A 14167-nucleotide genomic window follows, 5' to 3' on the forward strand; every position below is an offset into this window, starting at 1 on the left:
CAATTTATATCGATATTTCTCAAAAATATTCATCCAAAATACCAAAAATTATTATTCTTGATAAAAATTGATTCAGAATAAGTCGAAATATTTCTCCCCCTTCATATTTATTTTGCGACGCTTTACTTAGTGAAGATATACTCTTTAATTAAAAGAAGATAACCTCAAATGAGAGTAGCATGCATCACACTGACTTCGAACTCACGTTCGCAAATGCTAACGAACAACAATTTCATGCTGCATTAAAACAAGCTAGTCAAGAATATCTGCAAACTAAGCAAGATCACGTATTTGCCAGCCGATATGATCTTACTGCAATTGCTATCTTGTTTATTTTTGCTCTTCTGAGTTACCTGCCAACACTCATAACAACATCTACCTCAATTTACATATTATCCTATTTTGTATTTGTTTTACTCATCATGCTATTGAATGTGATTGGCCAGCACGATGCCTGTCATAATACCTTATTTAAATCAAGCTGGAAAAATCGGTTATTTGGCCGTTTAGTGACATTACCTTTAGGTTTAGAGCCAGAGTTTTGGCGTACACGCCATGTTCATTATCACCATCACTATGCCAACATTGAGCATTATGATTTAGATACTGAAGAAAATGGTATATTCCGCCAAACGCCATTTCAACGCTGGCGGCCTTTCATGAAATATCAACATATTTATTGGCCTTTCGTTGCATCATTATCACTCACATGGATTGCACTGGTTTTTGATTGGTCGGACAGAACAGGGAAAACACGCTTAAAAACACAGAAAGTTTTACAGGGTAAACTGGGTTGGACGCTATTTTTAGGTAGCAAAGTATGTCACTTAATATTAATGATTGGCACCCCACTGCTAGTGGCTCACAGCCATGGGATCAGCTTAACAACAATACTTATCACTTACTTATTGAGCCAAATGATTGCATCCATTTTTGTCATTTATTTATTACTCGGTACACATTGGGCAGAGACGCAGTTTTTCACTGCGCCTGAAGATAAACAGATCAAGCATGGTTGGTACCATCATAATTTTGTCACGGCTTGTGACTGGCTACCGACCCCCCATTATTTATGGCGTTTAACTGGGGGACTAAACTACCATCTTACACATCATATTTTTCCTCATTGGCATCACCGCCATTACCCTGCTTTAGCTCGCATCTTAGCCCAATTGGCGCAGCAATATGATATGCCATATCGTTGTATTGATTACAAACAACTCGTTGCGGCTCAAATAAGATTCCTAAAAAAGATGGGGCAGCCGCCATTAAAATAGTTATCTTAGTAAGTTATAAATAACAATTCTCTCAAATGTCCCCTCTATTCCCTTATTTTAGGAGGGACATTATCTAAATAAATCCTTAAGGTCTATCTTCTTTACTTTTGTTACACTTTAAATAAACAATACCCTTATTATTAATGACGAATAATTAAAACGATCGATTGAATTATTGATATAAAAGTGTACGGATATCCGGCTATTATTAACAAAATGAACATTATTTATCTTTTGTTTAATATTTATTTATTAAGAAATTATTAAATTGACCGTTACATTTATTGATGCTTTATTTAAGTTATAAAAAATATAATCAAATAAAAATTAGATTTTAATTACACACTACAATTTTAGAATGGTTGGTGCTCGCATGAAAAAAGCAGAGTATTTTATAAAAAAATTACGTACACTCATAGTGAGTGACAAAACATATCTCACTAATAAATTTACTAAAAAACTCAATTACCGCCCTGATTTTAAAGCCCCAAAAAGTTTTAATGAGAAAGTAAATTTCAGAATGTTGCGAGATAAAAATCCATTATATTCACAATTTGCAGATAAACTCGCGGTAAGGGAATATATCTCACGAACAATAGGAAATGAATATTTAGTACCTATCATCGCCACTTATAAAAGTGTCGATGAAATTGATCTAAACAAACTGCCAGAGCGTTTCGTTTTAAAATGCAATCACGACAGTGGTAGTAGCATTATTTGTCGCGATAAAGCACACTTTGACTGGCTAAAAGCTAAAAATAAATTAGATTTTCATTTAACTAAAAACCTTTACTATATTACTCGAGAACGTCATTATAAAACTATTCCCGCAAAAATTATGTGTGAAGAATATATTGATTTATTCGCTAATAAAAACCGGAAGTTAGTACCAGAAACATGCAGGATCCATTGCTTCTCTGGTAAGCCTGCCTATGCAGAGATTGATTACTCAGACGAATTTGGCAATGAATTTATTAATATTTATGATATCAACTGGCAGTTACAACCCGTGACTTTTGGTTATCCAAACATGCTGGAACCCGTATCTGAGCCACCACTATTCAAAGAAATGTTACGGTTAGCGGAAATACTCGTCACACCTTTTGATTATTGCCGTGCGGATTTTTTGATGTCTGATGAAAATACCTTGTATTTCAGCGAACTTACATTTGCCCCAAATGCAGGTAGAACAGAAATATCACCGCTATCATGGGATTTCAAATTAGGGGAGCTTTGGGAGCAACGCATTGTACGTAATACAAAGCATTCACCCATTGAAGCACAACTGTCACCTTCAACCGTCAATAAAAAGAAATAATTAGAACGACAAAAAGGCCCTGTAAGTAATTCACAGAGCCTTTTATTTAGCAGTTTTATTTGTCGATAAAATTAATTTGCTAACACACTGGCTTTACGACGTAAGCTCGCAATTAACATATAAATCGCAGTCACTAACAGCACAATAAAGAAGAAATTCACTAAACCATTATGTTGGCCTAAAAACGTCCCTGCTGCGATAGGCCCCATTGCTGAACCTATACTGTAACTAAACAGCATCACTTGTGTTGCTGCGACGATATAGGAGGAATCTAAGTTATCACACGCCAACGTTATCGCCACAGGATATAGGGCAAAAGTTGACATACCGAGTAGCGCTAAAGCGACAATCATAACTAAGTAGTCACTCGAAATATAAATAACACCCATAGCAAAAACACCTAATAATGAAACCATCGCAAGTAATAAGGTTTTACTCATTAAAACAGATAATTTGCTAACAACTGGCTGTATTAACATCCCACCAAGAATAATTGAAGCCATCAACACACCGACTTGGTCGGTGGTGAATTGGTCTTTTTTCAATGATAACGGCATTAACCCATAGATAGTCCCCATGGTAATACCAGAAACCATACAACCGATAATTGCAGGTTTACTTAAACGAGCAATTTTTTTCAATGACAGTTTTTGATGCGAACCACTTTCTGGCTGGCCTTGACGTACTAATAACGGTGGCATTACCGCTAATAATAATAACCCTAATACCACCATAAACGGATAAGCACCATGGGTTCCAATAACACCAATAGCAAGCTGGCCAAGAGTGGTTCCGCCATACAATGACGTCATATAAAAACTTAAACGTTTAGCACGCTCTTTCGGATTATCGCCAATCAATAACCAAGATTCGACAACCACAAAAATCCCCGCCACTGCAACCCCTGCAACTAAGCGGTTTGGCAACCAAGCTTCAATGGTCGGGGTCCACGGCAGTACAATAACTGTCGCGGCAAGCATCAATAAAAAGCCAATAAAGGCGAGACGATGGCCTATTTTGGCAATAATTGGTTCAATTAACATTGAGCCAATTAATAAACCAATATAATACGCACTCGCTAACCAACCCGCATATTGCGTATCAATACCAAAACTTCCCATCGATAATGGGATTAAGCTCATTAAATAACCCGATGCAATAGCAAAAATCGTTAACCCTGCAACAGGAACGAATGCATTGTCGCGTTTGCGCATGATAGTAGTGGACTGATTCACGCCCAACTCTCCAACTAACAAAATAAATAATATGCGCTGCAACTACATCGTTGAATACGACAACATTGTGTTCTCAAGAAAGAACACATTTCGGCGATTAGTGCAGTAGTAAAAAAACAAAGATAGGACTAATTTGAGCGCAATATAGAACGTTCAATCATGAAGTTAAAATGAGAAAATCTAATGGTGACTAGCAAAATAATTTATGTGAGAAAAATCACGTTTTTTACGATGGTGAATTTAGTGAAAGAACAACAAGAAAAACAAAAGTAATACTTAAAAATCAAAATAATAGATAAATATAAACATCACTGTTTTTTGTTACGATTTGATACAACTTAAGTCATATGGAAAAAATCCTAAAAGCACTTAATAACAAAATAATTTATTTGTCACTAAACACGACTGAATGAATTTAATTCAACAAGTAGTATTCAATGATTCCATGAATAAAAACAACCTAATTATCTCCTTTATGGCACTCTCACTAATCCATTACCTTTTAATCACCCCCCCTCCTGAATGAATACAAATTAATTATTATTTAGTATCGTGATTTACCTGATTTGCTTTCTCTAATAAAGAAAGACGCCGCCACAGGGTTGTTCTGCTAATACCTAAGTACTGAGCTACGGCTTTACGATCACCACCAAACCTATTCATCACGTCAGTAAGCGGTTCCTTACTTTTATCGATAACAACCTCATGGCTTGTTGCATCCCATTTGCGCTCAGGAGATAGACTCGCCAACATTTCCTCACTAATGGCCTTTTCGGGGTATGCGCTACAATAAAGTGCAACTCGCTCCATTAAGTTTCTGAGTTCTCGCACATTACCGGGCCATGAATACTCAACAAAAAAGCGTTTACACGCAATTAACTGCTGTACACGAAAAGAAGGCAACGGCTGCATTAAGCCTGCAAAGGCTAACTTAAGTAACCGCTCCGCTAATACAAAAATATCATCGCCACGTTCATTGAGTGCTGGAACTCGCATTCTCAATACCCCGAGCCGATAAAATAGATCGGCACGAAAATGCCCTTCTCTTACCCAACGGTCTAAATCGCAATGAGTCGCACAAATGACTCGTACATTGACTTTTAACGGTTTATACCCCCCAACACGCACGACAGAACGCTCTTCGAGCACTCGTAATAATTTTGTTTGTAATGCAATCGGCATTTCACCAATTTCATCTAAGAACAGTGTTCCCCCATTCGCCAGTTCAAATAGCCCTGCTCGGCCACCCCGGCGAGAGCCAGTAAAGGCTCCTTCTTCATAGCCAAATAATTCGGCTTCTAATAATGTTTCAGGGATCGCCCCGCAATTCACGGCCACAAAAGGCATTTGCTGTTTACTGCGCTTATGTTGATTAAATAAGGTATATTCGTGATGAATCGCTTGCGCCACCATCTCTTTCCCAGTTCCACTCGCACCTTGAATCAATACTGTTGCATCAGAACGTGCGTACAACATAATAGTTTGCCTAACACGTTCCATCGGTAATGACGAACCAATCAGGTCATTAATGGTATAACGGACTTTTGCGGGATTAGGAGGGAGATATTTGTCTTGCGAATGGTTTTCACGCCTCGACATTCGGCTTAATTCGATAGCGTCTGAGAATGCTTGTCGTATGGTTTGTGTGGAATAGACAAAAACCCCTGTCATCCCCATTTCATCAGCTAAATCCATGATGAGTCCAGCCCCTACAACAACAGAAATTCCCATTGCTTTTAATGCCTTAAGCTGAGATCTTGCATCTTCTGCGGTGACATAACTACGCTGTTCAATTTGCAAACCAAAACGTTGCTGAAATTCATCTAATGAGGAAAGTGTTTTTTTATAATTAATGATCCCGACTTTATCGCTAATCTCTCGGGCTTTGGCCAATGCTTGCATGACATCGAACCCACTAATTTTCACGATAATAACAGGAACTGAAACATGGCTTTTTAAATAAGCACCATTTGAACCTGCACTAATGATGGCATCACAATGTCCACCCTGTAATCGTTGATGCACGGCCTCTACCGCCTGCTCAAAACCAAGGTTTAGTGGGGTGATTTCCGCTTGTTCACTAAATTCAGGGCTGATATCTCGAAACAGTGTAAATAACCGAGACACTGAAACAGTCCAAATAATCGGTTTTTCCATCATCGCCATACCTTCTTACCATGTTTCATTTATGTTTCAATTGACAATATCTTGTTTCAACGAAACACACCAACCGATTATTTTAAAATTGTTTTTCCCGTCACAAATCAAAAAAAACAATATCAGTTTGATTTTAAACACATTTGCATACCCATGTAATTTAGAGCCAGATTGGCACGTCAATTGCTATATGACTATAGTTATCTCAATTTCATTACAATTAATTAACATCATATGAGGCTATTATGTCGTCATTTAGTGCAGGACAAAAATTTCGTGAGGCTATCAAGCAAGAATCTCCATTGCAGCTCGTTGGAACTATCAATGCCAACCATGCGCTCCTTGCAAAACAAGCTGGCTATAAAGCTATTTACTTATCTGGAGGTGGCGTCGCTGCGGGGTCACTGGGCATGCCGGACTTAGGTATTTCAACGTTAGATGATGTTTTAATTGATATTCGACGCATTACTGATGTATGTGACTTACCACTTATGGTCGATGCCGATATTGGCTTTGGCCCTTCTGCTTTTAATGTCGCCCGCACGGTGAAATCCTTTTGTAAAGCCGGTGCGGCAGGGTTGCATATTGAAGACCAAGTGGGTGCAAAACGTTGTGGCCATCGCCCTAATAAAGAAATTGTTTCGACACAAGAGATGGTCTACCGCATCAAGGCGGCTGTTGATGCACGAACCGATGACAGCTTTGTCATTATGGCTCGAACCGATGCATTAGCGGTCGAAGGCATTGATGCCGCACTGGAACGTGCACAAGCCTACTTAGAAGCCGGTGCGGACATGCTTTTTCCAGAGGCAATTACTGAGCTTTCTATGTATCAACAGTTTACAAGTAATACCTCTGCTCCCGTACTGGCCAATTTAACTGAATTTGGTCAAACCCCTTTATTTACTCTTGATGAACTACGCAGTGTTGACATTGCCATTGCGCTATATCCACTGTCTGCGTTTCGAGCCATGAATAAAGCCGCTGAACAGGTTTATACAACATTACGCAAAGAGGGCACTCAAAAAAGTGTCATTCCACTTATGCAGACTCGAGAAGAGCTGTATCAAAGTATTCATTATTACGATTATGAACAAAAACTGGATGCGTTATTTTCCAAGAATAAATCCTAATTTTTAAGCACTTATCATTACTAAAAGTTGCATCGCCTCTGTCCCCTACTAGGAATAAATGATGAATGAACAACTTAGTCGTACTGAAACACCTCAATTTAAACCTAAAAAATCCGTTGCACTTTCAGGTATTACTGCCGGAAATACCGCACTTTGTACCGTTGGGCGTAATGGTAATGACCTGCATTATCGCGGGTTTGACATTCACGACTTAGCCACACAATGTGAATTTGAAGAAATCGCGCATTTGCTCATCCATGAAAGGCTGCCGACAGCAACCGAACTCGTTGCATATAAAGAAAAGTTGCAATCTCTTCGAGGGTTACCGGCAAGTGTTAAACAAACGTTAGAATCCATACCCGCGAACGCGCACCCAATGGACGTCATGCGCACAGGTGTATCAATGATGGGCTGCGTGTTACCCGAAAAAGAATCTCACCCTTTTTCCGGTGCTAGGGATATAGCAGATCGCTTATTAGCGTCACTGGGTTCGATGTTGTTGTATTGGTATCACTTTAGCCACCATGGAAGACGTATTGAAACCCAAACAGATGATGATTCAATTGGTGCGCATTTCTTGCATCTATTACACGGTAAAAAGCCCCCTGCTCAATGGGAAAAATTTATGCATATTGCGGCAATTTTATACGCAGAACATGAATTTAACGCATCGACATTCGCAGCAAGGGTTATTGCGGGAACAGGCACGGATTTTTACTCTGCGATGACAGGTGCAATTGCCGCTTTGCGTGGCCCAAAACACGGGGGGGCAAATGAAGTTTCATTAGAAATTCAGCAACGTTATGCCTCAATGGAGGAAGCAGAACAAGATATTACAGCGCGCGTTAAAAATAGTGAGGTTATCATTGGGTTTGGCCACCCCGTTTATACCCTCGCAGACCCCCGCCACCCTATTATCAAGCCTGTCGCTTTACAGTTATCAGAACAGAGCCTAAATCGACATCTTTATACCGTTGCGGATCGAATTGAATCCGTAATGAAACGTGAAAAAAACATGTTTCCAAATTTAGATTGGTTTTCTGCTGTGGCCTATCACCTTATGGGCATTCCCACCGCCATGTTTACCCCATTATTTGTTATGGCACGTACCGCTGGCTGGTCAGCACATATTATTGAGCAACGACAAGATAATAAAATTATTCGTCCTTCAGCCAACTATATTGGTCCTGAAAATCAATTATTTACTCCTATAGAACAGCGTTAAAAGGTAACCTAATGACAACACAAACCGTGCGTTCGCAACAAATTGAATTTGATAAAGTGATCAGCGATATTGTTGATTATGTAATGGATTACCCAATTATTTCTGACCTCGCCTATGATACGGCTTATCATTGCCTGCTCGATACCCTTGGTTGCGGTATGGAATCCCTTGAATACCCTGCATGTAAAAAATTATTAGGGCCTATCGTTCCGGGTACGATTGTGCCAAATGGCACAAAAATCCCAGGCACCCAATTTCAATTAGACCCAGTGCAAGGCGCATTTAATCTTGGCACAATGTGCCGTTGGCTCGACTTTAATGACACTTGGCTGGCTGCCGAATGGGGCCACCCGTCGGATAACCTTGGTGGTATTTTAGCCACTGCGGATTGGCTTTCTCGTGAAAACATTGCGAAAGGCAAGCCCCCGCTAGTTATTAGAGATGTTTTGACCGCATTAATTAAAGCGCATGAAATTCAAGGCTGCATCGCACTAGAAAATGCCTTTAACCAAGTCGGGCTCGACCATGTTATTTTAGTCAAAGTGGCATCAACTGCGGTTGTTTCTCATCTATTGGGGCTGGAAAGAGAACAAATTCTCAATGCTGTTTCCCAAGCGTGGATTGATGGTCACAGCTTACGTACCTACCGCCACAGCCCCAATACAGGGTCTCGCAAGTCATGGGCGGCAGGTGACGCCACCTCCCGTGCTGTACGGCTGGCTTTAATGGCTCAAAAAGGGGAAATGGGCTATCCAACGGCGCTAACGGCTAAAACCTGGGGCTTCTACGATGTTTTATTTAATGGACAACCCCTGTGTTTTCAACGTCCTTATGGCTCCTATGTTATGGAAAATGTGTTGTTTAAGATTTCTTTCCCTGCTGAGTTTCATTCCCAAACAGCAGTAGAGGCAGCGTTACAACTCCACCAAACCCTCGAAAAATTAGGAAAAACGGCTCAAGATATTGAGTCTATTGCCATACGCACTCATGAAGCTTGTATTCGTATCATTGATAAAAAAGGCCCATTACATAATCCGGCAGATCGTGACCATTGCATTCAATATATGGTCGCTATCCCATTAATTTTTGGTCGTTTAACGGCTGCTGATTATGAAGATAATATTGCCAAAGATGAGCGTATTGATGCATTACGTGCAAAAATGCATTGCACTGAAGATGCACAGTTTACCCGAGACTATCATGACCCTGAAAAACGTTCGATTAGCAATGGGTTAACCATTACATTGAAGGATGGGCAAGTGCTTGATGAAGTTGTTATCGAATATCCTGTTGGCCATAAACGCCGCCGTAAAGAAGGGATGCCATTGTTATTAAATAAATTTAGAATTAATTTAGCAAGGCAATTCCCAGAGGCTCAACAAATTCGAATTTTAAAAGCCTCTCTCGATAAGCCAATGCTAGAAAAAATGCCTGTCAATGAATATATGGATCTATTCGTTATTTAAGACTAAGGAAATTATTAACTGGCGAGCATTAACTGGCGAGTAATTCAGCGCCTTAATATAGAGGCGCTGAATATTCACTATTGTATTAGAAAACAAATTGGTAACGCGTTTGGTTTTGGTACATTTGTTGAGGAAATGCAATCGAACTGTATTGTTCTCCCCACTCAGGGTGATTGATTGCATCTGCTGGAAACTGAGTTGCTATCACTACCCCTGAATAAGGGACATACGTTCGTGTTTTCCCCGACGTTGCAAGCAGGTTATTTCCACTGTACACATGTAATGCAGGCTGCGTGGTTGCGATATTTAGCCGCACATCACCACTTGGTGCCCCGAGGGTTGCCACCGTCTGCAGACCATCGGTTAATGTGTTGTTTAATATAAACGTATGGTCATACCCCCCAACACGACGTTGGTCATCATCTTGTAAGAAATCTCGGCCAATCCGTTTACTTTGGCGAAAATCAAAATTTGTATCTGCAACGTTATACCACTCTCCCGTTGGGATACCGTCCATATCTGTCGGCAAATATTGGTCTGCATCAATATATAAATCATGTTCCAAAGCCGTTCTGACCGAGTCCTCCCCCGCTAAGTTAAAGTAGATGTGATTCGCAAGATTAACAGGGTAAGCTTCTGTCGATTGATAAGCATGGTGAATAACGACTTGATTATCTTCTGTAAGTTCATAGCTCACTTCAACGTCTAACTGCCCCGGAAAGCCTTGATCACCAACAGGCGACGTCAAAGAAAAAACAGCTTTTTGGGGTGTTGGTTGAAAAATACCCCATATGCGATGGCTAAAACTGTGTTTTCCACCATTCAAGCAATGTACACCTTGGTTATTCGAAAGTTGATAATGCTGTTCATTTAGCGTGAATTGTGAATTGTTTATGCGGTTAGCAACTCGCCCAACGATTGAACCAAGGTATACCCCCTGTTCCATCTGTTTAGCCATATTGGGTGAACCTAAAACAACATCTCGTTTTCCTGTTGCTAGCGGAAGTATACAGCTAACCCAACTAGCTCCTAGGCTACTGAGAATAACCTTCATACCATTTTGATTAGTAAGGGCAATAACCTTTGGGGCGCGAAATGTCTGACATTGTTCTTGAGTTAACCGCATTTTTTCCTCAATCGTTCAATAATCACTATAGAGAGCATTTTTTGGGGTTTGCTACATTTGCCCTATATTTTGAAACAAATACCTTATTGTGCCATCTTGAAACTGCTTATTAATTTTCGCCTTGTTATCAATCAGGTGCAATAATTAATGTGTTGATTTTACATAATAGCTTGCAATAAAAAACCGAGCCACTTTAAAGCTCGGTTTTTATCGAAAAATAAAATAAATGTATGATTAATGCTTAGCGTCTTTGTCATACGGGTCAAGGTGGGTCATAACATCCAAAATTAATGGGTTTTCCATCAATTTTTTACGCACATTTACCGCAATTTCATGGCCAACAGTAATACTCATATTTCCATCAAGCTCTAAATGCACATCCACCAATAAAAAGTCACCCGATTTACGTGTTTTTAAATCATGATATCCTGATAACTCACTAATATTATCCAAAACAGAACGGATTTCCTGCAAAGTTTCTTCGTCTGCGCCTTTATCCATTAAATCTTGCATGGATTGATTGGTGAATTTAAACCCCATCCGAAAAACAAATGTCCCTACAATCAACGCGGCCAGTGGGTCAAAAATTTTAAACCCACACAAGCTACCAACAATACCAATGGCCACCACTAGGGAGGAAGCCGCATCGGAACGAGCATGCCATGCATTCGCCACTAACATACTGGAGTTTACTTTCTTCGCGACATGCAACATATAGCGAAACAGCCCCTCTTTTGCGACTAAAGCAATCAGTGCAACAATCAATGCAATTGAGTGAACTTCAGGAATTAACTCAGGTTTCAGTAATTTTTCAATCGCTGACCAAACCATTCCCACGCCCACAATTAATAAAATAATACCTAATATTAATGAAGCGCCATTTTCATAACGAAAATGACCATATGGATGGTCTTCATCTGGCTTCTTGTGGCTTTTCTTATTGGCTATCAACACCACAAAATCAGCGACCAAATCCGATAATGTATGAATACCGTCAGCGACTAACCCGGAAGAATGAGAAAAAATACCAACAATTATCTGCCAAATCGATAAGAAAATATTTACGACAACACTGACTAAGGTACTTTTTTTTGCGGCTTTAAATTTTATTTGTTGGATTTCAAAATCACTTTTTTTCTGTGTTGAAGCATTATTCATAGTCATAAAATGGGTTCTTTAATGAAAAACAAAACAATTATCATTCAAATAATACATTCAAATCAATTAGTTAAGCAAATTACCGCAATCTTCGCATATATTTTGTTAAAAGTCTCTGTGTGATTTGTAAATAACACTGAGAGTTGATAATAATTATTCTTTCTTTTCAAAGAAGAAGCTATGTCATTTTTAGATTATCGCTATAAATGCGCACGTTATAGCATTTATTACTTTTCATTTAACTTATAGTATATTGTAGATAACCTTTTGTAATTAATTTTAAATAATACGAAAATGAGGTAGCTATGTATAAAAAAATCCTAGTCCCTATTGATTTGTTAGAAGATGAATTAAACCAAGAGATCATCAAACACGTTGAGGCACTAGCGCAACTAAGCTCAGCTGAAATTCATTTTCTATCCGTTATTCCGAGCCTTGAGTTATTTTTTGGTATTGAAATTGCCGCATTACCAGAAAGCAACAAAGATTCTGCGGAACGCTCAATCCTTGCAATGCGTGCGTTAGAAGAAGTCATTAAAGATATCAAAGTTGCTGATGAACGGATTAACTGCAAAATTGGTATTGGTTCAGCTAAAGATGAAATTTTAGATTATGCGCAAGAAATTAGCGCAGATCTCATTGTTGTTGGCTCCCATCACCCAAGCACTTCAACCTATTTATTAGGTTCAACAGCCTCTGCAATCGTGCGCCATGCGAAAACATCTGTCTTCGTTATTCGCTAAATTGGTTTCTATAAAAAATGCCGCTAAATGCGGCATTTGAGGTTGTTGACAAAGCGGGATAAAAGCGTGGTTTTTCCCGCTTTGTGTTATCAGCCGAAAATCAATAAATTGATTTTCCTGATTTATTTTCAAAACCTATTAGACTTGTCGCCAAACATAATATGTTTGTCAGCAGTCTGAATGCCGCTAAATGCGGCATTTTCTTTAATATTTATTTTGTAACTGAATCAATTAATTTATCGTCTGTAGACCAGATACGATATTTTACTTGCATATCTTTCGGAGCATAAACCACAATCGGTAATTTGCTGTTATAACGCACAAATGCATCATCGCCTAATTGAGTCGTCACAAAACGGTCTTTTGCAGGCTCAGAGCATCCCATCATAGTAGATGCAGGGCCTTTTACTTCGTCGAGTTTATAATAATCATAGCCCCAGCCTTCCAACGTCTTTCTGTCTAGATCACCCATAAACCATTGGCGGTTACAATCTGCTTTGATCGTTTTTCCAATAACTAACTCAACCATAAAGTCATTTTCATTTTGTTGCTTGGTTAATTCAATCACATGACGAGTCATACCCGATTCTGCTTTTGGGTATGGCGCGATCTTTTCCAAATCTTCCGTTGCTACTGCACAAGATGAAATTAGTGCCGCCGCCATTACAGATAAAATCGCTTTTTTCATTATTTATTCCTATTTAAGAACACAAAACTAATTTTTAAAACCAGTCTTTTATCCATGTTAAGTCATTTACACCGCAATTATCACTATAGATGATTCTTAATTACAAAAATATAGATAACTCAGGTAAAAGCCATGTAATACTACTTAATTCTAGTAGAAGGATCATAAAACTAATAAAAATTATGTAAATTACAAGCTATTTGGATGTACAAAATGCATGCACTGTTTATACTGAAACTGAGGCTTAATATATTCTGAGGAGGTAGTATGTTATCAGCAGATCAAGATTTAGTTTCAAAATTAATCTCTACACATCCCCGTTTTCAAACTCTTTATGAAAAACATCATCAACTCGACAAAGAAATCAGCAAATTAGAAGGGCCTTCTGGTGCTGGTTACAATGAGCATGTCGCTAAGCTAAAAAAAGAAAAATTACATCTTAAAGATGAAATGCAAAAAATAATGCTCTCGAGTCAATAGGTTATCACGATAATAGTATTAGTTGTTTTTCACACATAATGAAATTCAAAAACTGGGCTAACATCCTAAAAGATAATGATATTTTATCGATCATTTAACGTTAGCTAGTGTTGTTTCACACTAATATAAGAGGGTAATTTTTTATTACCCTCTTTTGTTAC

At 38.8% G+C, this 14167-nt stretch carries 12 protein-coding genes; 7 read left to right on the forward strand and 5 right to left on the reverse strand.

What is annotated here, in order from left to right:
* Nucleotides 1-179 precede the first annotated feature (179 nt).
* Both M1F25_RS14700 and M1F25_RS14705 read left to right on the forward strand, forming a co-directional pair.
* Complete coding sequence (locus M1F25_RS14700) at nucleotides 180-1277, forward strand: fatty acid desaturase family protein (protein WP_004261738.1); 1098 nt, start codon at nucleotides 180-182, stop codon at nucleotides 1275-1277.
* Between the two features lie 373 nt (nucleotides 1278-1650).
* Nucleotides 1651-2595, forward strand: a complete 945-nt coding sequence (locus M1F25_RS14705) for an ATP-grasp fold amidoligase family protein (RefSeq protein WP_181488230.1) — start codon at nucleotides 1651-1653, stop codon at nucleotides 2593-2595.
* A gap of 71 nt (nucleotides 2596-2666) precedes the next feature.
* On the opposite strand, the gene M1F25_RS14710 is transcribed toward M1F25_RS14705, so the two are convergent.
* Together M1F25_RS14710 and prpR are read right to left on the reverse strand one after the other, a co-directional pair.
* Nucleotides 2667-3809, reverse strand: a complete 1143-nt coding sequence (locus M1F25_RS14710; RefSeq protein WP_004261743.1) for an MFS transporter — start codon at nucleotides 3807-3809, stop codon at nucleotides 2667-2669.
* Between the two features lie 561 nt (nucleotides 3810-4370).
* The gene (gene prpR, locus M1F25_RS14715) at nucleotides 4371-5987 is read right to left on the reverse strand and encodes a propionate catabolism operon regulatory protein PrpR (RefSeq protein WP_050763775.1); all 1617 of its coding nucleotides are present in this window, start codon (nucleotides 5985-5987) and stop codon (nucleotides 4371-4373) included.
* Between the two features lie 245 nt (nucleotides 5988-6232).
* On the opposite strand from prpR, the gene prpB reads away from it, so the two are divergent.
* The 3 genes from prpB (at nucleotide 6233) to M1F25_RS14730 (ending at nucleotide 9811) form a co-directional block, all read left to right on the forward strand.
* Nucleotides 6233-7120, forward strand: a complete 888-nt coding sequence (gene prpB, locus M1F25_RS14720) for a methylisocitrate lyase (protein ID WP_181488232.1) — start codon at nucleotides 6233-6235, stop codon at nucleotides 7118-7120.
* A gap of 61 nt (nucleotides 7121-7181) precedes the next feature.
* On the forward strand, nucleotides 7182-8345 hold the full coding sequence (prpC, locus tag M1F25_RS14725) for a 2-methylcitrate synthase (protein ID WP_181488234.1): 1164 nt from the start codon (nucleotides 7182-7184) through the stop codon (nucleotides 8343-8345).
* A gap of 11 nt (nucleotides 8346-8356) precedes the next feature.
* Nucleotides 8357-9811, forward strand: coding sequence for a bifunctional 2-methylcitrate dehydratase/aconitate hydratase (locus M1F25_RS14730; protein WP_096863323.1), 1455 nt, complete (start codon nucleotides 8357-8359; stop codon nucleotides 9809-9811).
* Between the two features lie 85 nt (nucleotides 9812-9896).
* Here the strand turns inward: M1F25_RS14730 and M1F25_RS14735 are convergent, their stop codons facing one another.
* Both M1F25_RS14735 and M1F25_RS14740 read right to left on the reverse strand, forming a co-directional pair.
* On the reverse strand, nucleotides 9897-10937 hold the full coding sequence (locus tag M1F25_RS14735; RefSeq protein WP_181488236.1) for a galactose-1-epimerase: 1041 nt from the start codon (nucleotides 10935-10937) through the stop codon (nucleotides 9897-9899).
* Nucleotides 10938-11171: 234 nt separating this feature from the next.
* Nucleotides 11172-12101: a cation diffusion facilitator family transporter gene (locus M1F25_RS14740; protein ID WP_004261765.1), complete on the reverse strand. Its 930-nt coding sequence runs from the start codon at nucleotides 12099-12101 to the stop codon at nucleotides 11172-11174.
* Between the two features lie 299 nt (nucleotides 12102-12400).
* Here M1F25_RS14740 and M1F25_RS14745 point away from each other — a divergent pair, with 299 nt between their 5' ends.
* Complete coding sequence (locus M1F25_RS14745; RefSeq protein ID WP_004261767.1) at nucleotides 12401-12838, forward strand: universal stress protein; 438 nt, start codon at nucleotides 12401-12403, stop codon at nucleotides 12836-12838.
* Between the two features lie 211 nt (nucleotides 12839-13049).
* Here M1F25_RS14745 and eco read toward each other — a convergent pair whose 3' ends face one another.
* The gene (eco, locus tag M1F25_RS14750; RefSeq protein WP_094962081.1) at nucleotides 13050-13526 is read right to left on the reverse strand and encodes a serine protease inhibitor ecotin; all 477 of its coding nucleotides are present in this window, start codon (nucleotides 13524-13526) and stop codon (nucleotides 13050-13052) included.
* A gap of 267 nt (nucleotides 13527-13793) precedes the next feature.
* Here eco and M1F25_RS14755 point away from each other — a divergent pair, with 267 nt between their 5' ends.
* Nucleotides 13794-14006, forward strand: a complete 213-nt coding sequence (locus M1F25_RS14755) for a DUF465 domain-containing protein (RefSeq protein WP_004261774.1) — start codon at nucleotides 13794-13796, stop codon at nucleotides 14004-14006.
* The last annotated feature ends 161 nt before the right edge of the window (nucleotides 14007-14167 follow it).

The organism is Providencia sp. PROV109 (assembly GCF_033681625.1).
Lineage (GTDB): Bacteria > Pseudomonadota > Gammaproteobacteria > Enterobacterales > Enterobacteriaceae > Providencia > Providencia hangzhouensis.